The sequence below is a fragment of the Streptomyces sp. PU-14G genome, assembly GCF_041028275.1.
Lineage (GTDB): Bacteria > Actinomycetota > Actinomycetes > Streptomycetales > Streptomycetaceae > Streptomyces.
On record NZ_JASKYT010000023.1, the window covers coordinates 1 to 18,019 of the forward strand.

The window sequence follows — 18,019 nt, forward strand, 5'->3', positions numbered from 1 at the left end:
CCACGACGGCGCCCACCGCGACGAGCGGGGCGCGGCCACGGCGGCGCCCCGCGCCCCGAGCCCCGCCCGGACCAGCCGCGGACGGGCCCGCGCCGGCAGGCCCACCCGGACCAGCCGCGGACGGGACCGCGCCGGGACGGGGCGTGGGGGAAGAGGCCGCAGCGGAGGGGTCCGCCCCGGGAGGGACGGTTCCTGGAGGCTCCGCGGAGGGGCCCCGCACCGGCATCGACGTCTCGGTCGGCAGGTACGGCGTCGCCGCGCGCCCCTCGGCGACGCCGGCCAGCATCCGCTCCAGGACGTCGGCGGACGGCCGGTCGGCCGGGTCCCGCACGAGCACGGCCTCCAGCACGGGGCCGAGCGCCCCGCTGCGCACCGGCGGCGGCACCGGGTCGTCGAGGACGGCGGCGATGGTGGCCAGCGTGGTGCCGCGGCGCAGCGGGCTGTGCCCCTCGGTGCTGACGTAGAGCGTCATACCGAGCGACCACAGGTCGCCGGCCGGGTCGTCCTCGACGCCGCGCACCCGTTCGGGGGCGATGAACTCGGGGGAGCCCAGGAACTCGCCGGTCGCCGTCACCGTGGCGGAGCCCTGGAGCGCCGCGATGCCGAAGTCGGTGAGGACGGCGGAGCCGTCCTCGCGCAGCAGGACGTTGCCGGGCTTGACGTCCCGGTGGTGGATGCCCGCCGCGTGCGCGGTGCGCAGCGCGGCGAGCACCTCGCGGCCCAGCCGCGCCGCCTCCCGCGGCTCCAAGGGGCCGCGCGCCAGCCGCTGTTCGAGCGAGGGGCCGCGTACCAGCTCCATCACCAGCCACGGACAGGGCCCCTCGTCCACGATGTGGTGGATCGTCACCACGTGCGGGTGGCTGAGCCGCGCCAGCGCGCGCGCTTCTCTGAGGACCCGCTCCCGCACGGCCCCGCCAGATCCCTCCCGGGCCTCACGCGCGGCGTCGGGGTCCGGGTCGACGGGCGGGCGCACCTCCTTCAGCGCCACCTCGCGGTCCAGCGCGGCGTCCCGCGCCCGCCACACGGTGCCCATGCCCCCGGCGCCCAGCCGTTCCAGCAACTCGAAGCGGCCGTCGACGACATCGCCCCGCCGGCCGCGCCCTCCCCCACTCATGCGCACAGCGTACGGGCACCGGACCGCTCAGTGTGCGGATCGCCGTACGCGTTCGAGGAGGGGCGGACCGCGAGCACTAGGCCGTTTCTGATGGCTCTTGGACGGTGTCGCGGAGCCAGATGTTGATCGCTGTGACGGCGAGTGTGCCGTTGAAGATGTAGTCGCGCTTGTCGTAGCGGCTGGCCACCGCGCGGTACTGCTTCCACTTGTTGACGCACCGCTCGACGGCACTGCGGCGGCGGTACTGGGTCTTGTCGAAGGCCGGKGGGCGHBCGMCCCGACCCCGTMCCGCCGCCGCAGTGCCGTCGAGCGGTGCGTCAACAAGTGGAAGCAGTACCGCGCGGTGGCCAGCCGCTACGACAAGCGCGACTACATCTTCAACGGCACACTCGCCGTCACAGCGATCAACATCTGGCTCCGCGACACCGTCCAAGAGCCATCAGAAACGGCCTAGGGCCTGTCTGATAATTGATCTTGTGGTGGGTCGTGGTGAGCTGACGGATGCGGCGTGGGAGCGGGTAGCCCCGCTGTTGCCTGGTGTGGATGGTCGTGGGCGGCCGTGGCGGGATCACCGGCAGGTGATCAACGGGGTGCTGTGGCGGTTGCGGACCGGTGCCCCGTGGCGTGACCTGCCTGAACGCTACGGGCCGTGGCAGACGGTCTATGAACGGTTCGCCCGCTGGGAAGCGGACGGCACCTGGGCCCGCCTGCTCGAACAGGTCCGGGTCCGTGACGATTCCGTCGGGGCCGTGGAATGGGCTGTGTCGGTCGACTCCACGATCAGCCGGGCTCACCAGCACGCCGCCGGCGCCCGCAAAAGGGGGCGGCGGCGGGGGACGAACTGGAAGATCCGGCACGCGCGTCGGCTGGCCAGGCGCTGGGCCGGTCCCGCGGCGGGCTGACGACGAAGGTCCACCTCGCCTGCGACGGCCGGGGCCTGCCCCTGGCCGTGGTCGTCACTTCCGGCAACGTCAACGACTCCACCGTTTTCGACGCGGTCATGGACGAGGTGAGAGTGCCCCGGGCCGGTGCCGGGCGGCCCCGCCGCAGACCTGATGCGGTCATCGCGGACAAGGCGTACTCGTCCCGGGCGATCCGTCGGGCCCTGCGCAGGCGGGGTGTCCGGGCGGTGATCCCGGAGCGGGCGGATCAAAAGGCCAACCGCCTGCGGCGTGGGAAGGCCGGCGGCAGACCGCCGACCTTCGATCGCGAGGTCTACAAGGCCCGCAACGTGGTCGAACGCTGCTTCGGCCGTCTCAAGCAGTTCCGCGCGATCGCCACCCGCTTCGACAAACTCGCCGCCCGCTACAAGGCCGGAGTCCACCTCGCCGCACTCATCCTCTGGCTGCGCGAACCCGCCCAAGATCCTTTGTCAGACAGGCCCTAGCGCTTCTCCGCTGCCACCGGCAGGTCGAACAGCACCCGGGTGCCGCCGCCGGGTGCCGGCTGCATGTCGAAGGTGCCGCCCAACTCGCCCTCAACGAGCGTCCGTACGATCTGCAGACCCAGGTTGCCGGCGCTCCGGGCGTCGAATCCGTCGGGCAGGCCGCGGCCGTCGTCCCGCACGGTGACCAGCAGCCGCGCCTCTTCGCGGCCCGAGGCCGCGCCCCGTACCGCACGCACCTCCACGGTGCCCTGCTCGCCGGAGCCGAAGCCGTGCTCGATGGCGTTCTGCAGCACCTCGGTCAGCACCATGGACAGCGGTGTGGCGACCTCGGCGCCCAGGATGCCGAAGCGGCCCGTGCGGCGGCCGGTGACGCGGCCCGGAGAGATCTCCGCGACCATGGAGAGGACCCGGTCGGCGATCTCGTCGAAGTCCACACGCTCGTCCAGGTTCTGGGAGAGCGTCTCGTGCACGATGGCGATGGAACCGACCCTGCGCACCGCCTCGCTCAGCGCGTCCCTGCCCTGCGGAGAATCCATTCTGCGGGCCTGGAGGCGCAGCAGCGCGGCCACCGTCTGGAGGTTGTTCTTCACCCGGTGGTGGATCTCCCGGATGGTGGCGTCCTTGGTGATCAACTCACGCTCGCGGCGGCGCACTTCCGTGATGTCGCGCAGCAGGATGAGCGAGCCGATGCGGGTGCCCTTGGGCTTGAGGGGGATGGCGCGCAGCTGGACGATGCAGTCGTTGGCCTCGACCTCGGCGCCGCGCGGGGCCCAGCCGCTGGCGAGCTTGACCATCGCCTCGTCCACCGGGCCGCGGGAGGGCGCCAGTTCGGCGGTGGCCTCCCCCAGGTGCAGGCCGACCAGGTCGGCGGCCAGACCGAGCCGGTGGTAGGCGGAAAGCGCGTTCGGGCTGGCGTACTGCACGTATCCTTCCGCGTCCAGCCGGATGAGGCCGTCACCGACGCGCGGCACGTGGTCCATGTCGACCTCGTGCCCGGGGAAGGGGAAGCTGCCCGCCGCGATCATCTGGGCGAGGTCGCTGGCGCTCTGCAGATAGGTCAGCTCCAGCCTGCTGGGGGTGCGCACGGTCAGCAGGTTGGTGTTGCGGGCGATGACGCCGAGCACCCGGCCCTCGCGGCGTACGGGGATCGACTCGACGCGGACGGGCACCTCCTCGCGCCACTCCGGGTCTCCCTCGCGCACGATCCTGCCCTCGTCCAGCGCCGCGTCCAGCAGGGGGCGCCGCCCGCGGGGCACCAGGTGGCCGACCATGTCGTCCTGGTGCGAGGTCGGCCCGGTGTTCGGACGCATCTGGGCCACCGAGACGTAGCGGGTGCCGTCCAGGGTGGGTACCCACAGCACCAGGTCGGCGAAGGAGAGGTCGGCGAGCAGCTGCCACTCGGAGATCAGCAGGTGCAGCCACTCGAGCTCGGCGTCCGAGAGCGCGGTGTGCTGGCGTACGAGGTCGTTCATGGAGGGCACGGGGCCGAGGGTACGACAGGTCCGCGGCCGTCCGGGCGGCGGTGCGATTCCGCTGCCCGGACCCGTCCGATCCATAGACAGAGGGCCGTGGTCTAGTCCACAATCCTGGGTGAAGAACTTCTGCTCTCCCCGCACAGGAGAGCAGATCGAGACCCGCGGCGCTCTCTGCCCTGACAGCGGCCGGGTCTTGTGGCTCCGGGCTGCGGTGCCGGGCGGGTTGAGGGTCCCGCTCCGGTGCCGCGGCCCGAAGTGTTTCCGCACCCTTCTGCGTTTCCGCGCCCTTTGCCGGGCCCTTCTGCCGTGCCCTTTTGCCGGGCCCTTCTGGCGTGCCCTAGCCCTTTGCGCGGATCAGGCGTGCTGGATGGCCTCGTCCGCACTCGTCGGGAAGCGCGTGGTGCGGTCCCCCAGCAGCAGGGCGCGGTAGGTGGCCGTCGCCGCTTCCTCGATGTTCATCGCCCGGCGGAACGCCATCCCGACGTCCTCGCCCAGCGCCGAGCAGCCGTGGTGGGCCAGCAGCACGCAGTTGTGCTCCTTGGCCTGCTCGGCTGCGCCGTCGGCCAGCTCGTCGGACCCGTTCGGATGGAAGGGGACGCGGCCGATCGACCGTACGTAGACCGCGTGGTCGAGCGTCAGCAGCCGGATCTCGTGGCCGAGCGCGTCCACCAGGACCGCGTGCTGCGGGTGCATGTGGACGACCGCGCCCGCGTCCTGGCGCACCTCGTAGGTGCGCTGGTGCAGCTTCCATTCGCTGGAGGGCGACGGATTGCCGCCGACGATTTCGCCCGCCAGGTTCATCACCGTGAAATCGGCGGGCTCCAGCCGGTCCAGCCAGGTGCCCTTTCCGGTGACGACGAACTCCTCGGAGCCCGGCAGCCGGGCCGAGAGGTTGCCGCCGCTGGCCAGCGCGAAGCCCCGCTCCACCACGCCGGCCCCGACATCGATCAGCTGTTCTATGAGCCCGTCGACGGTCGTGGCCTGCCGCATACGGGGCTTACGGCGCACACCACCGCGCTCACCGGCCTCACCGACCCCACCGCGCTCAACGGCCTCACCAGCCTCACTGCGCTCACCAGGCTCGCCAGGCTTCACGAGGTTCCCCCTCCTCAGCGGGTCTCGGTGACCTTGGCGAGGGAACGCGGCGCGTCCGGGTCCTGGCCGCGCGCCATGGTGACCTCGTACGCCAGCATCTGCAGCGGCAGGATCTGCACGATCGGCTGGAGCTCCTCGGGCAGCCCGTCGGTCGGCAGCGCGAACCCGGCCGACGCCCGGTCCACCTCCTCCTGACGGCCGATGACCACCAGGTCGGCACCCCGGTCCCGCAGCCGCTCCAGCACCGGCTGGAGTGCCTCGCCGCCCTTGCCGTCCGCGACGACCGCGATGACCGGCGAGATGTTGTCCACCATGGCCAGCGGGCCGTGCAGCAGGTCCGCGCCCGAGTAGGACAGCGCGGGGATGTAGCTGGTCTCCATCAGCTTGAGCGCGGCTTCCTTCGCCGTCGGGTAGCCGTACCCCCGCGAGGTGAGCACCATCCGCTCCGCGAACCTGTACCGGGAGGCGAGCGCCTTGACCTCGTCCTTGCGCGCCAGGATCGCGTCGGCCACCTCGGGCAGCGCCTTGGCCGCCTCGGCGCCCTGCCCCGCGCGCAGGCCGTCCACGAACAGGTACAGCGCCAGCAGCTCCGCGGTGTAGGTCTTGGTGGCGGGCAGCGCCTTCTCCGGGCCCGCGAGCACGTCGATGTGGAACTCGCTCACCTGCGCGAGCGGCGAGTCCGCGTTGTTGGTGACGGCGAGCGTGATCGCACCCGCCTCGCGGGCCGCCTTCGTGGAGGCGACCAGGTCGGGGCTGCCGCCCGACTGGCTGATGGTGATCACCAGGCAGTCGGTGAGGTCCTGCCGCGCGCCGTACGCCGTCGTCGTGGACATCGACGTCAGCCCGCACGCCTTGCCCAGCTGGATTTCCAGCAGGTACTTCGCGTACAACGCCGCGTTGTCCGAGGTGCCGCGCGCTGTCAGCAGCACGAAACGCGGGTTCTTCGCGGCGATGCGCTCGGCGACCTCACGGATGGCCGGCCCGCCCTCGTCCAGGATGCGGCGCAGCACGGAGGGCTGCTCGGCCATCTCGCCGGACATGATGGTGCCCGGCTCAGACGGGACGTTCGAGGACATGGGGGTCGCCTCCCGGTGGGGTTCCGTACAAGGGTGCGGGTTGCTTCGATCCTACGTTGTGGGAGGACACGCGGGTTTTCCCCCTGCCACGCCCTCGCCGCCCGCTGCGCGGACGGCGCCTGGGAGAGCCCGCCGTGCGGGCCCGCGCCCGGGTGCACGCGCCCCCTCGGGCCGCGCACCCCACGGCGGGCCCCGACCCGGGGCCGGGTCCGGGCCGGGGCCGGTGCCGGGGCCAGAAGCAGGTGTCGCGCCGAGGCCGAGGCCGGTGCGGAGGCCAGGGGGCGCGCCCAGCCCGGGGCCGTGCCGAGGCCGGCGTCCGGGCCGGTCACCCTCGGGCGATGACCTCGGCGGCAGCCCTCCCGCATACCCGCGCCGCCCCGCGCGTCGCCACGTGGAGCGCGCCCTGGGGAGGGGCCTGGGGGAGCCCCATTTCGACCACCACCGTGGAGGGCCGGGCCGCCACCAGCGCTTCGACCGCCTGGGCCATCCACGGGTGCCGGTGCAGGTCGCGGACGACCGCGACGACGGGCCGGTCCCCGGCGTCGGCGAGCACCGTGGCGGCGACGTCGCCGTCGGTGCTGCCGTACGTGCCGGTGCGGGTGCCGGGGATCATCCGCTCCAGTTCGGCCGCGGGCCCCCAGGGGGTCTCGTCGCCGACGGCGATGTTGGCCAGCGGCGTCAACGCGGCCACGTAACCGGGTCCGGACGGCCGCCGGTACCCCTCCAGGCCGGTGACCACGAGGGCGCGCCGTGCGGCCTCCAGCCCGATACCGCCCTGTGCACCGGCGAGGCCGGGGCCGGTCGGACCCCCCGCGTCCGACCGGCTGCGCGCGCCCTTCGCCCAGGCGGCCAGGCCCCGTACCCGTGCCGCCGCGTCGGCGAGCCGCTCCTCGGTCAGCTCACCGTCCCGTACGGCGCCGACCAGCGCGTCACGCAGCCGCAGCACGGTGTCCTCGCCGGACAGTCCGCCACCGACGCAGATGGCGTCCGCGCCGGCCGCGAGCGCCAGCACGCTGCCGCGCTCCAGTCCGTAGGTGGCGGAGATGGCCTGCATCTCCATGCCGTCGGTGACGATGAGCCCCTCGTGCCCCAGGCCGCCTTCGGCGCGGGGCGCCCGCAGCAGCCCCGTCAGCGCGGCGGAGCTCAGCGTTCCCGGACGGGACGCGTCCAGGGCGGGCAGCAGGATGTGGGCGCTCATCACGCACTTGCTGCCCGCGTCGACGGCGGCGGCGAAGGGCACGAGCTCGCGGCCCCGGAGGGTGGCGAGGTCGGCGTCGATGCGGGGTACGGCGTGGTGGGAGTCGACGGCGGTGTCGCCGTGCCCGGGGAAGTGCTTGACGCAGGCGGCGACGCCCGCGGCCTGGAGGCCCTCGACGTAGGCGACGGTGTGCCGGGCCACCAGCTCGGGGTCGCCGCCGAAGGAGCGGACCCCGATGACCGGGTTGTCGGGGTTGGAGTTGACGTCGGCCGAGGGCGCCCAGTTGAGGTTGACGCCCGCGGCGGCGAGCCGGCTGCCGAGCTCGTGGGCGACGGCCCTGGTCAGGTCGGGGTCGTCGATGTGGCCGAGGGCGAGGTTGCCGGGGTAGGAGGAGCCCGTGCGGGCCTCCAGCCGGGTGACGTCGCCGCCCTCCTCGTCGATGGCCACCAGCAGCTCGGGGCGCACCTCGCGCAGTTGTTCGGTGAGGACGGCGAGTTGCTCCGGTGAGTCGATGTTGCGGCCGAAGAGGCCGACCGACGTGAGCCCTTCGTCGAGCTGCCGCAGCAGCCAGGACGGCGCCGAGGTGCCGGCGAAGCCCGGCTGGAGGACGGCGAGGGCGTCGCGGGTGAGGGTGTCGGACGCTCGGAGAGAGGTGGTCATGCGGCGCGGTGTCCCTTCACTTCACTGGATGGCCCGTCACTCCACTACCCCTTCACCGCGCCGGAGGTGAGGCCGGCCACTGCCTTGCGCTGGAGGTAGAGGAAGAGGAGCAGGATCGGGACGGCGAAGAGCGAGGCCGCCGCCATCGTGGCACCCCAGTCGTCGCCGAAGGCGGTCTGGAACTGCGACAGCCACAGCGGCAGGGTCTGCGCTTCGGCGTCCTTGTTGAGGATGAGCACCATGGGGAACTCGTTCCACGCCGTGATGAACCCGAAGAGCGAGGTGGCCATGAGCCCGGGGGCCAGCAGCGGGAAGATGACGCGGCGGAACGCCTGGAGGCGGGTGCACCCGTCGACCATGGCCGACTCCTCCAGGTCCTTGGGCACGGCCGCGACGTAGCCGCGCAGCGTGATGATGGTCAGCGGGAGCACCATGACGGTGTAGAAGAGGGCGAGCGGCACGAGGCTGTCCAGCATCTCCGCGTCCCGCACGAGCATGTAGACCGCGATGACCATGACCTCCCAGGGGGCCATCTGGGCGACCATGAACGTGAGGATGATCCCCTTGCGCCCCTTGAACCGCATCCGGGCCAGCGCGAACGAGGCGAACAGCGCCACCAGCAGCGAGATGCCGACGGCCAGCACGGTGACGGTGACGGAGTTGCGCACCAGCGTCCAGAAGTGCTCCGCGTGCACTGCCGTGGAGAAGTGTTCGAGGGTGGGCGAGGTGGGGAACCAGACGGGGTCGTCGCTGATGATCTGCCCGTTCGGCTTGAACGCCGTGTTGAACATCCAGTACACGGGGAAGATCAACCCCACGAACAGCACCAGCGCGACGGCGTTCGGCCATATCCGGCTCAGCAGCGACCGTTGCATCAGGCCTTGACCCCTTCGGTCTCGTCGTCGGCGTCCTCCTGGCGGATCACGATGCGCAGGTAGTACGCCATCAGGGCCAGCAGGATGAGAATCGTCAGCACGGAGATCGCCGCGCCCGCTCCGTAGTGCTGGTTGCCCACGCCCTCGACGAACGCGTAGACGGGCAGCGTCTCGGTGAGCCGGTCGGGGCCGCCCTCGTTGATCGCGAAGACGTGCGGAAACGCCTTGAAGATCCAGATGACTTCGAGGAACGTCGCGACCATCAGGAACGGCTTGAGGAAGGGGAACGTCACGTTCTTGAAGCTCTTCCACGCGCCGGCGCCGTCCAGCGCGGCGGCCTCGTACAGCTCCTTGGAGATCGTGGTCGTCGCCGCGTAGAGGTTGATCGCGACGAACGGCACCGAGGTCCACACGATCAGCAGCGAGATGACGAAGAACGTGGACAGCTGGGTGCCCGTCCAGTTGTAGTCCGCCATCGAGTCGAAACCGATCTTGGCCAGCACCCAGTTGACGACGCCGAACCGCTGGGCGAACAGCCACTGGTAGACGGTGGTCGCCGCGATGATGGGCATCGCCCAGGCCAGTACGAGACCGATCGACAGCAGGAGCCGCATCTTGGGCCCGAGCCGCGCGAGCAGCAGGCCGATCAGCGTGCCCACCACGATGATCAGCACGACGTTGACCGACGTGAAGATCATCGAGCGCAGCGTGACCCGCCAGAACTCGTCGCTGGTGAGGGTGTCGGTGTAGTTGCCGATCCCCCTCCACTCGGTCACGTGCTGGATCAGCTGCGTTCGGTTGAGGCTCTGGAACGACAGCATCCCGTTGTTGACCAGCGGCCAGCCGAGGAAGACGGCGGTCAGTCCGAGCGCGGGCAGCAGAAGCAGGTAGGGAAGGGAGCCCTTCCGCATGGTCCGCCCCTCGCGGGGCGGCGCTCCCGGCGCCCCCACCGGCTGGACGGGCACCTTGTCGCGAGGCGGTGCCTCACCGGTTTGCACAGACATTACGGACTCCAACCGGGGTGGGGGCGGCGGGCCGCCCCCACCCCGCCACGGACGGGTTGCTGCTTTCGGTTACTGCTCCTGGGAGAGCCGCTTGTTCATCTCTTCCTCGACGCCCTTGGCCGCAGCCGCGTGGGACTTCCCCTTCAGCACGGAGGTCATGTACGTCTTGATCGGGTTGGGCGCGTTCTCGACCGCGCCCCACTCGGGGATCAGCGGCGTCAGGCCGCCGCCCTCGACCGCGGGCGCCGCGGCCTCGGCCGCCGGATTGCCCTCCAGGTTGCTCTGCAGGGACTTCTTGTTCGGGATGACGCCGCTCTCCTTGGCGAGCGCGCCCTCGAACTTGTCCGACAGGGCGATCTTGAGGAACTCCTTGGCGAGCTCCTGCTTCTCGCTGCCGGCGGCGATGGCCAGGTTGGAGCCGCCGAGGAAGACGCCCTCGGGCTTCTTCGCGGTCTCACCCGGAATGGTGAAGTAGCCGATGTCCTTCTCGATCTTCGGGTTGGCCTTGATCGCGGTGGCCGCTTCCCAGCTCAGCCCGATGAACGCGCCGGTCTTGCCCTTGGCGAAGATCTCGGCCTGCTGCGGGGTGGCCTCGTCCTTGTCCTTGGGCGCCTTGGAGTAGGAGGCGTACTTCTTGTAGAGCTCCATGGCCTCGCCGACCTTGGGGTCGGAGAGGTTGGAGACCCACTTGTCGCCCTTCTTCTTGACCAGGTCGGCGTTGTTGCCGATCAGCAGGCCGTCGAAGAAGTACCAGTTCTGGCCTGGCATGTAGAGCGGCTCGGCGTCGGTCTTCTTCTCGATCTTCTCCAGCGCGTCGAAGAACTCGTCGCGGGTCTTGGGTGTGCCCTTGACGCCGGCGTCGGCCCAGATCTTCTTGTTGTAGATGACCGTGCGGTTGACGGCGAACCAGGGGGCGGCGTACTGCTTTCCGTCATAGACCGCCGACTTGTTGAGGGAGGAGGTCCAGTCCTTGCCGAGCCCCTTCTTCAGGTCGCTGAGGTCGGCGAGGCCGCCGGTGCGGGCGTAGGCGGGGGTCTGGGTGTTGCCGATCTCGATGACGTCCGGCGGGTCGTTCTCGGACAGCGCGGTGGTGATCTTCTGCTGGATCCCGTTCCACTGCTGGACCTCGAGCTTGAGCTTGGCTCCGGTCTTCTTCTCGAAGGCGGCCTTGACGTCCTTGGTCCACTTCTCGGGAGTGGACCCGTCCATCGCCCAAAGGGTGAGCGTCTTGCCCTTGAAGCTCTCCGGCCCGGACTTCTCGTCGCCGTCGGACCCACAGGCCGCGACGTTCACCATCAGTACGGCGACACCGGCCGCGGCCACCAGGCCCCTTTGATGACGTTTCACAGCATTCTCCCCTGCACACTGGAACGCTCCGCACGGCGCATTCGGACGGTCCGTCCCTCCGGACAGCGCATCCGGGCCCATCCGGACAGTTGGTTTAGACCAATGCGCAGAGCTTGGCCTAGACCTTTAGGGGTGTCAACGGTGTATAAAGCTCCCAGTCGGTTCCGTTATCGGAACGACATCTGAGCTGGGGCGCCCGCCCAACGCCGCGCCATGCCACGATGTGAACCGCTAAGCACACGGAGGAAGCCGGTGACGGCAGCACGAGGCGAGTCGGGAAGGCGGGCCATGAGCACGGACGGGGGCGGCGCCATCGCGCCGGCCGCCGCGGAGACCGAGACCGCAGGCGGCAACGGATCGGCGGCCCGCACCGCGCGCGTGCCCAAGTACTACCGGCTCAAGCGGCACTTGCTGGAGATGACCGAGACGCTGCCGCCCGGCACCCCCGTGCCGCCCGAGCGCACCCTGGCCAGCGAGTTCGACACCTCACGCACCACCGTGCGCCAGGCCCTCCAGGAGCTGGTCGTCGAGGGGCGGCTGGAGCGCATCCAGGGCAAGGGCACCTTCGTCGCCAAGCCCAAGGTCTCCCAGGCCCTCCAACTGACCTCCTACACCGAGGACATGCGCGCCCAGGGCCTCGAACCCACCTCCCAGCTGCTGGACATCGGCTATGTCACGGCCGACGACCGGCTCGCCGCCCTGCTGGACATCACGGCGAACGGACGCGTGCTGCGCATCGAGCGGCTGCGGCTGGCCAGCGGCGAGCCGATGGCCATCGAGACCACGCACCTGTCGCAGAAGCGCTTCCCCGCGCTGCGCCGCAGCCTGGTGAAGTACTCCTCCCTCTACACCGCGCTGGCCGAGGTCTACGGCGTCCACCTCGCGCAGGCCGAGGAGACGATCGAGACCTCGCTGGCCACCCCGCGCGAGGCCGGGCTGCTGGGCACCGACGTCGGACTGCCGATGCTGATGCTCTCGCGCCACTCACGCGACACCGACGGCGAACCCGTGGAGTGGGTGCGCTCGGTCTACCGCGGCGACCGCTACAAGTTCGTCGCCAACCTCCAGCGGCCCACCGACTGAGCAGCACGCGTGCCTTCCGGCCCCACGGGGGCCCGCGCCGCTCCCATCCGCGCGCCGCACGCGGTGAGTTGAGATCGGGTAACCCCCGTGCGGGGGTATGGCGCGGATCACGTCGCTGTTCTACCGTCGCCCTGCCGTCGTGGTGTGCCCGCCGCCTCGGGTGGTCGGCGGGTGGGGTCGAGGAGGAACGCGCGTGCGCAGCACTGCTCAGCAAACGAGGCGGATCAATCCGCGGTCCGTCGCCATCTGGACCGTGGTCGCGCTGGTCGGCGCGGCGGGCTGGGCCATGCTCGCGCTGGCACGCGGCGAGGAGGTCTCCGCCGCCTGGATGGTGGCCGCCGCGCTCGGTTCGTACGCCATCGGCTACCGGTTCTACGCGCGCTTCATCGCCACCCGCGTACTGCGCGTCGACAAGAGCAGGGCCACGCCCGCCGAGCGCCTGAACAACGGCATCGACTTCCACCCCACGGACCGGCGGGTGCTGCTGGGTCACCACTTCGCGGCGATCGCCGGGGCCGGGCCGCTGGTCGGTCCCGTGCTGGCGGCGCAGATGGGGTACCTGCCGGGCACCATCTGGATCGTCGCGGGCGTCATCCTGGCGGGCGCCGTGCAGGACATGGTGACGCTGTTCTTCTCGATGCGGCGGGACGGCAAGTCGCTGGGGCAGATGGCGCGGGAGGAGATCGGCCCCGTGGGCGGCGCCGCCGCGCTGCTCGCCGTCCTCGCCATCATGATCATCCTGCTCGCGGTGCTGGCGCTGGTCGTCGTCAACGCGCTGGCCGAGTCACCCTGGGGCACCTTCTCGATCGGGATGACGATCCCGATCGCGCTGTTCATGGGCTTCTACCTGCGGGTGCTGCGGCCGGGCCGGATCACCGAGGTCTCGCTGATCGGCATCGCGCTGCTGCTGTTCGTGCTGGTGGCGGGGCGGTGGGTCGCCGAGTCGTCGTGGGCGGACACCTTCACGCTGGACAAGCCGACGCTGGTCGTCTGGATCCTGGTCTACAGCTTCGTCGCCTCGATCCTGCCGGTGTGGATGCTGCTGGCTCCGCGCGACTACCTGTCGACGTTCATGAAGATCGGCACCATCGGGCTGCTGGCCGTCGGTGTCGTGGTGACGCTGCCGACGCTGAAGATGGAGGGCATCACCGACTTCGCGGGCGTGGGCGACGGGCCCGTCTTCGCCGGGTCGCTGTTCCCCTTCGCGTTCATCACGATCGCCTGCGGCGCCCTGTCCGGTTTCCACGCGCTGATCTCCTCGGGCACCACGCCGAAGATGATCCAGAAGGAGACGCAGGTCCGGATGATCGGGTACGGCTCCATGCTGATGGAGTCGTTCGTGGCGGTCATGGCGATGGTCGCAGCCTGCATCATCGATCCGGGCCTCTACTTCGCGATGAACGCGCCCGCCGGGGTGATCGGTGACTCGGTGCAGTCCGCCTCGGAGGCGGTGCGCTCGTTCGGGTACAGCATCAGTCCCGAGCAACTGGCCGCCGCCGCCAAGGCGGTGGAGGAGAGTTCGCTGCTCTCGCGCACGGGCGGGGCCCCCACGCTCGCCATCGGCGTCTCGAACATCTTCTCCGAGGTCGTCGGCGGCTCCGGGATGCGCGCCTTCTGGTACCACTTCGCCATCATGTTCGAGGCGCTGTTCATCCTCACCGCGCTGGACGCCGGCACCCGCGTGGGGCGGTTCATGCTCCAGGACATGCTCGGCAACGTCTACAAGCCGTTCCGCCGGATCAGCTGGTGGCCCGGGCTGCTGATCTCCAGCGCGGTGATCGTCGGGCTGTGGGGCTACTTCCTGTGGGTCGGCGTCCACGAGCCGCTGGGCGGGATCAACCAGCTCTTCCCGCTCTTCGGCATCGCCAACCAGTTGCTGGCCGCCGTCGCGCTGGCGGTCTGCACGACGCTGCTGGTCAAGTCGGGGCGGCTGAAGTGGGCGTGGGTGACGGCCGTGCCGCTGGTGTGGGACGCGGTGGTGACGCTGACGGCGAGCTGGCAGAAGGTCTTCTCCAGCGACCCGAAGGTGGGCTTCTTCCAGCAGCGCTCCGACTACCAGGACGCGATCGAGGCAGGCAAGGTCATCGCGCCCGCCAAGAACATGGACGACATGCACACCGTCGTCACCAACTCCACCGTCGACGGCGTGCTCTCGGCCCTCTTCGCGGTCCTGGTCATCGTCGTGCTCGTGGACGCGGCCCGCACCTGCGTGAAGGCGGTCCGCCACCCGCACAGCGCGACGATGCACGAGGCACCGTACGAGAAGTCGCAGCTGGTGGAGCCCGCCGGGCTGTTCCCCACCAAGGAGGAGAAGGCCGAGCGCGCCGCGCTGGCCGCCGCAGGGCCCGCCGAGGGCACGCGGGGCGGTGGCGAGAGCGGCGGGAAGGCGTGATGAGGGCCGTGGTGCGGGCCGCCTCGTGGGTGCGCTGGTACGTGCGCGAGTTGACCGACGAGAGCGCCTACGAGCGGTACGTCGCACACGTGCGGCACCACCAGGGCCCGGCGGCGCCCCTGCCCAGCCGCAGGGAGTTCGAGCGGCGGCGCACGGACGCGCGCGAGGGTGACCCGCGCGAGGGGTTCCGCTGCTGCTGAGACGCGAAGGGGTTCGCTGCCGCTGAGACGCGAGGGGTTCTGCCGCCGCTGAGGCCGGTGCGTCACGCGCACGGTGTCATGTCCGCTATACGGACGGACCGTGACGTGGACCGAGCGCTCGCCTAGGTTTCGTGCACATTGCATGATCTCTGAGCGAGGACGGAGCCCACCGCATGTCCGCACCACCACAGGACGCCGGGAAGAGACGCCCGGCCATCACCCCCGCACGCGTCGTGGCGGGCCTGTGCCTTTTCGCGCCGTTCGTCGGCATTCTGTGGGTCGACTCCTACGCCCGTATCGAGCCGACCCTCATCGGTGTTCCGTTCTTCTACTGGTACCAGATGCTGTGGGTGCTGATATCCGCCGTGCTCACGATGATCGCCTACCGCATCGTGCGGCGGGAAGCGGCCGGGGCGCGCCGGGCCGCCGCCTCCGAGACCGTCGCCCAGGCCGCGGCGGAAAGCGGTGAGGCCCGATGAAGGACGTCAACGGCGTCGCACTCGCCGTCTTCATCTTCTTCTTCCTGCTGGTGACGGTGATGGGGTTCCGCGCCGCCCGCTGGCGCAAGGCCGCGAACGAGAACAGCCTGGACGAATGGGGCCTGGGCGGGCGCAGTTTCGGCACCTGGATCACCTGGTTCCTGCTGGGCGGTGACCTCTACACCGCCTACACGTTCGTCGCCGTTCCCGCCGCCATCTACGCGGCCGGCGCCTCCGGATTCTTCGCGGTGCCGTACACCATTCTCGTCTACCCGCTGATCTTCACCTTCCTGCCCCGCCTGTGGTCCGTCTCGCACCGGCACGGGTACGTGACGACCTCCGACTTCGTGCGCGGCAGGTTCGGCTCGAAGGGGCTCTCGCTCGCCGTCGCGCTGACCGGCATTCTGGCGACGATGCCCTACATCGCGCTCCAGCTGGTGGGCATCCAGGCGGTGCTGGACGTGATGGGCGTCGGCGGTTCGGAATCCACCAACTGGTTCATCAAGGACCTGCCGCTGCTCATCGCCTTCGGGGTGCTGGCCGCCTACACCTACTCCTCCGGGCTGCGCGCCCCCGCGCTCATCGCCTTCGTCAAAGACGCGCTCATCTATATCGTCATCGCCGTCGCCATCATCTACATCCCCATCAAACTCGGCGGCTTCGACGACATCTTCGCCAAGGCCGGTGACGCGCTGGCGCAGGAGAATCCGGCGACCGGAAAACCGCGCGGGGAACTGGCCAGCGGCGAGAAGGCCCAGTGGGCGTACGCCACGCTCGCGATCGGCTCCGCGCTCGCGCTGTTCATGTATCCGCACTCGATCACCGCGACGCTTTCCGGCAAGAACCGCAACGTGATCCGGCGCAACACCACGATTCTGCCGCTGTACTCGCTGATGCTCGGTTTCCTCGCGCTGCTCGGCTTCATGGCGATCGCCGCGGGCACCAAGGTGGACAACGGCCAGCTGGCCATTCCGCAGCTTTTCGAGGACATGTTCCCCGACTGGTTCACCGGGGTCGCCTTCGCCGCCATCGGTATCGGCGCGCTGGTGCCCGCCGCCATCATGTCCATCGCGGCGGCCAACCTGTTCACCCGCAACATCTACAAGGATTTCCTCAAGCCGAACGCCACCGCCGCACAGGAGACCAAGGTCTCCAAACTGGTCTCCCTGCTGGTGAAGGTCGGTGCCCTCGTCTTCGTCCTCGGCATGGACAAGACCGTGGCCATCAACTTCCAGCTGCTGGGCGGCATCTGGATCCTGCAGACGTTCCCCGCGCTGGTCGGCGGCCTGTTCACCCGCTGGTTCCACCGCTGGGCGCTGCTGGCGGGCTGGGCCGTCGGCATGGTCTACGGCACGCTCGCCGCGTACGGCGTCGCGAGCCCGACACAGGAGCACTTCGGCGGCAGCAACGACGTGATCCCCGGCATCGGGGAGACCGGCTACATCGGTGTCACGGCGTTCGTGCTGAACGTGGCCGTGACCGTCGTCGGCACGGTCGTGCTGCGGGCGCTGCGGGCCCCCGACGGCGTCGACGAGACCCGTCCCGAGGACTACACGGCCGACGCCCCCGCCGCCGGCGACGGCGCGGCACAGGCGGGCGACAGCGCCGCGGGCCGCGCCGGCGAGGACCGCTCCGGCGAAGGGGAGGGTGAGGGCCCCAGGGTGGAGGCCGGCGCGGCCAACTGACCCCGACCGACACCGACGACCGACGACCGACGCCCGTCCCGGACACATTCCGGGACGAGCGTCGGCGTGTCGGCGCATGATGGCGGCCATGGACTTCACGACGAGCACAGCCGACACCGCGGCCGAGGCGACCACCGCAGCCAAGGCGACCAGCGCAGCCAAGGCGACCACCGCGGCCGAGGCGGCCAGCGCGACGGCCGGGGAGGCCGGCGCCACGAGAGGGCCGGCCGGCGTCACGGTCAGGACGGCCCGGCCCGAGGAGTACGCGCGGGCCGGAGAGTTGATCGCACGGGCCTACCTCGACGGGGGGCTGCTGGACTTCGGCGAGGACGACCCGTACCTGACGACACTGCGCGACGCCGCGAGCCGCGCCGCCCACGCGGAACTGCTGATCGCCGAGGACGGTACGGGCACGCTGCTGGGTTCGGTCACCTTCGTCGGAACCCGCGGGCGCTACGCGGAGATCGCAGGCGAGGGCGAGGGCGAGTTCCGGATGCTCGCCGTGGCACAGAGCGCGCGGGGGCGCGGGGTGGGCGAGGCGCTGGTGACCGCGTGCGGGGAGCGGGCCCGCGCGCTGGGCCTGCGCGGGCTGGTGCTGTCCACCCATCCGCGCATGGCCGCGGCGCACCGGCTCTACGAGCGGCTCGGTTTCACCCGCACGCCCGGGCGCGACTGGTCCCCGATCGAGGGAATGAGCCTGTGGACCTACGCCCTGGTGCTGTGACCCGCCTGCGGTGAGCACGCCCTCTCCCGGTGCGCATGACACAAGATATGGGGGGTCACACCCGAGCGGCCACAACATGTATGCTCCCTCACGGCCGTCGCCACTGACGCAGGGGAACCCGGTGCGAACCCGGGACTGTCCCGCAACGGTGTGCGGAGCAGAACGAAGCTGCCCGCGAGTCCGATCACCTGCAGGCGGCGGCATCGAGGAACGTCCGGGTCTCGT

15 protein-coding genes, 1 pseudogene and 1 riboswitch are annotated in these 18,019 nt (G+C 70.6%); of the genes and pseudogenes, 7 read left to right on the forward strand and 9 right to left on the reverse strand.

The genetic code is table 11. From position 1 onward, the window contains the following. A partial coding sequence (locus AB8Z75_RS04780; RefSeq protein ID WP_369200085.1) for a serine/threonine-protein kinase occupies window positions 1-1,114 on the reverse strand: 1,114 nt, incomplete at its 3' end. Between the two features lie 76 nt (window positions 1,115-1,190). Then, window positions 1,191-1,370: pseudogene (locus AB8Z75_RS04785) on the reverse strand (IS5/IS1182 family transposase); the annotation flags it as partial. A 220-nt stretch (window positions 1,371-1,590) separates the two neighbouring features. Here AB8Z75_RS04785 and AB8Z75_RS04790 point away from each other — a divergent pair. After that, window positions 1,591-2,501 (forward strand): IS5 family transposase gene (locus AB8Z75_RS04790; protein WP_369200086.1). Its coding sequence is split into 2 segments (ribosomal slippage): window positions 1,591-1,930 and window positions 1,930-2,501, totalling 912 coding nucleotides; the frame shifts between segments, so codons are not numbered across the junction. On the opposite strand, the gene AB8Z75_RS04795 is transcribed toward AB8Z75_RS04790, so the two are convergent. From AB8Z75_RS04795 to AB8Z75_RS04825, 7 genes are all read right to left on the reverse strand, one after another. Next, window positions 2,498-3,973: a sensor histidine kinase gene (locus AB8Z75_RS04795; RefSeq protein WP_369200114.1), complete on the reverse strand. Its 1,476-nt coding sequence runs from the start codon at window positions 3,971-3,973 to the stop codon at window positions 2,498-2,500. The two genes, AB8Z75_RS04790 and AB8Z75_RS04795, sit on opposite strands and share 4 nt — an antisense overlap. 357 nt (window positions 3,974-4,330) lie before the next feature. Continuing rightward, a complete protein-coding gene (locus AB8Z75_RS04800) occupies window positions 4,331-5,071 on the reverse strand; it encodes a class II aldolase/adducin family protein (protein ID WP_369200087.1) in 741 nt (246 codons plus the stop codon). Window positions 5,072-5,085: 14 nt separating this feature from the next. Next, window positions 5,086-6,147, reverse strand: coding sequence for an SIS domain-containing protein (locus tag AB8Z75_RS04805; protein ID WP_369200088.1), 1,062 nt, complete (start codon window positions 6,145-6,147; stop codon window positions 5,086-5,088). Between the two features lie 325 nt (window positions 6,148-6,472). Continuing rightward, window positions 6,473-8,005, reverse strand: coding sequence for a glycoside hydrolase family 3 protein (locus AB8Z75_RS04810; protein WP_369200089.1), 1,533 nt, complete (start codon window positions 8,003-8,005; stop codon window positions 6,473-6,475). A 44-nt stretch (window positions 8,006-8,049) separates the two neighbouring features. Beyond that, a complete protein-coding gene (locus tag AB8Z75_RS04815) occupies window positions 8,050-8,880 on the reverse strand; it encodes a carbohydrate ABC transporter permease (RefSeq protein WP_369200090.1) in 831 nt (276 codons plus the stop codon). After that, window positions 8,880-9,791, reverse strand: coding sequence for a carbohydrate ABC transporter permease (locus tag AB8Z75_RS04820; RefSeq protein ID WP_369200115.1), 912 nt, complete (start codon window positions 9,789-9,791; stop codon window positions 8,880-8,882). Before AB8Z75_RS04820 ends, AB8Z75_RS04815 begins: the two co-directional genes overlap by 1 nt. A gap of 162 nt (window positions 9,792-9,953) precedes the next feature. Next, window positions 9,954-11,180: an extracellular solute-binding protein gene (locus AB8Z75_RS04825; protein ID WP_369200116.1), complete on the reverse strand. Its 1,227-nt coding sequence runs from the start codon at window positions 11,178-11,180 to the stop codon at window positions 9,954-9,956. 339 nt (window positions 11,181-11,519) lie between these two features. Between AB8Z75_RS04825 and AB8Z75_RS04830 the strand changes: the two genes are divergently transcribed. From AB8Z75_RS04830 to AB8Z75_RS04855, 6 genes are all read left to right on the forward strand, one after another. Beyond that, window positions 11,520-12,314 carry a GntR family transcriptional regulator gene (locus AB8Z75_RS04830; RefSeq protein ID WP_369200091.1) on the forward strand — a complete coding sequence of 265 codons (795 nt, stop codon included), beginning with the start codon at window positions 11,520-11,522 and terminating at the stop codon, window positions 12,312-12,314. 286 nt (window positions 12,315-12,600) lie between these two features. After that, the gene (locus AB8Z75_RS04835) at window positions 12,601-14,706 is read left to right on the forward strand and encodes a carbon starvation CstA family protein (RefSeq protein WP_369200117.1); all 2,106 of its coding nucleotides are present in this window, start codon (window positions 12,601-12,603) and stop codon (window positions 14,704-14,706) included. After that, on the forward strand, window positions 14,706-14,906 hold the full coding sequence (locus AB8Z75_RS04840) for a YbdD/YjiX family protein (protein ID WP_369200092.1): 201 nt from the start codon (window positions 14,706-14,708) through the stop codon (window positions 14,904-14,906). Before AB8Z75_RS04835 ends, AB8Z75_RS04840 begins: the two co-directional genes overlap by 1 nt. A gap of 173 nt (window positions 14,907-15,079) precedes the next feature. Further along, window positions 15,080-15,385 (forward strand): DUF3311 domain-containing protein, encoded by a 306-nt coding sequence (locus tag AB8Z75_RS04845; protein WP_369200093.1) that lies wholly within the window; start codon window positions 15,080-15,082, stop codon window positions 15,383-15,385. Beyond that, entirely contained in the window at window positions 15,382-17,070 is a 1,689-nt protein-coding gene (mctP, locus tag AB8Z75_RS04850) for a monocarboxylate uptake permease MctP (RefSeq protein ID WP_369200094.1), read from the forward strand. The genes AB8Z75_RS04845 and mctP overlap by 4 nt, the downstream gene beginning before the upstream one ends. A 280-nt stretch (window positions 17,071-17,350) precedes the next feature. Next, window positions 17,351-17,794, forward strand: coding sequence for a GNAT family N-acetyltransferase (locus tag AB8Z75_RS04855; protein ID WP_369200118.1), 444 nt, complete (start codon window positions 17,351-17,353; stop codon window positions 17,792-17,794). A gap of 77 nt (window positions 17,795-17,871) precedes the next feature. Then, window positions 17,872-18,005: riboswitch (cobalamin riboswitch) on the forward strand. Window positions 18,006-18,019 lie beyond the last annotated feature (14 nt).

Bases quoted from the DNA above. Each gene is read 5' to 3' on its own strand.
- AB8Z75_RS04795 (WP_369200114.1), bottom strand. From the start codon at position 3,973: ATGAACGACCTCGTACGCCAGCACACCGCGCTCTCGGACGCCGAGCTC.
- AB8Z75_RS04805 (WP_369200088.1), bottom strand. From the start codon at position 6,147: ATGTCCTCGAACGTCCCGTCTGAGCCGGGCACCATCATGTCCGGCGAG.
- AB8Z75_RS04810 (WP_369200089.1), bottom strand. From the start codon at position 8,005: ATGACCACCTCTCTCCGAGCGTCCGACACCCTCACCCGCGACGCCCTC.
- AB8Z75_RS04815 (WP_369200090.1), bottom strand. From the start codon at position 8,880: ATGCAACGGTCGCTGCTGAGCCGGATATGGCCGAACGCCGTCGCGCTG.
- AB8Z75_RS04820 (WP_369200115.1), bottom strand. From the start codon at position 9,791: ATGCGGAAGGGCTCCCTTCCCTACCTGCTTCTGCTGCCCGCGCTCGGA.
- AB8Z75_RS04825 (WP_369200116.1), bottom strand. From the start codon at position 11,180: ATGGTGAACGTCGCGGCCTGTGGGTCCGACGGCGACGAGAAGTCCGGG.
- AB8Z75_RS04830 (WP_369200091.1), top strand. From the start codon at position 11,520: ATGAGCACGGACGGGGGCGGCGCCATCGCGCCGGCCGCCGCGGAGACC.
- AB8Z75_RS04835 (WP_369200117.1), top strand. From the start codon at position 12,601: ATGCTCGCGCTGGCACGCGGCGAGGAGGTCTCCGCCGCCTGGATGGTG.
- AB8Z75_RS04840 (WP_369200092.1), top strand. From the start codon at position 14,706: ATGAGGGCCGTGGTGCGGGCCGCCTCGTGGGTGCGCTGGTACGTGCGC.
- AB8Z75_RS04845 (WP_369200093.1), top strand. From the start codon at position 15,080: ATGTCCGCACCACCACAGGACGCCGGGAAGAGACGCCCGGCCATCACC.
- mctP (WP_369200094.1), top strand. From the start codon at position 15,382: ATGAAGGACGTCAACGGCGTCGCACTCGCCGTCTTCATCTTCTTCTTC.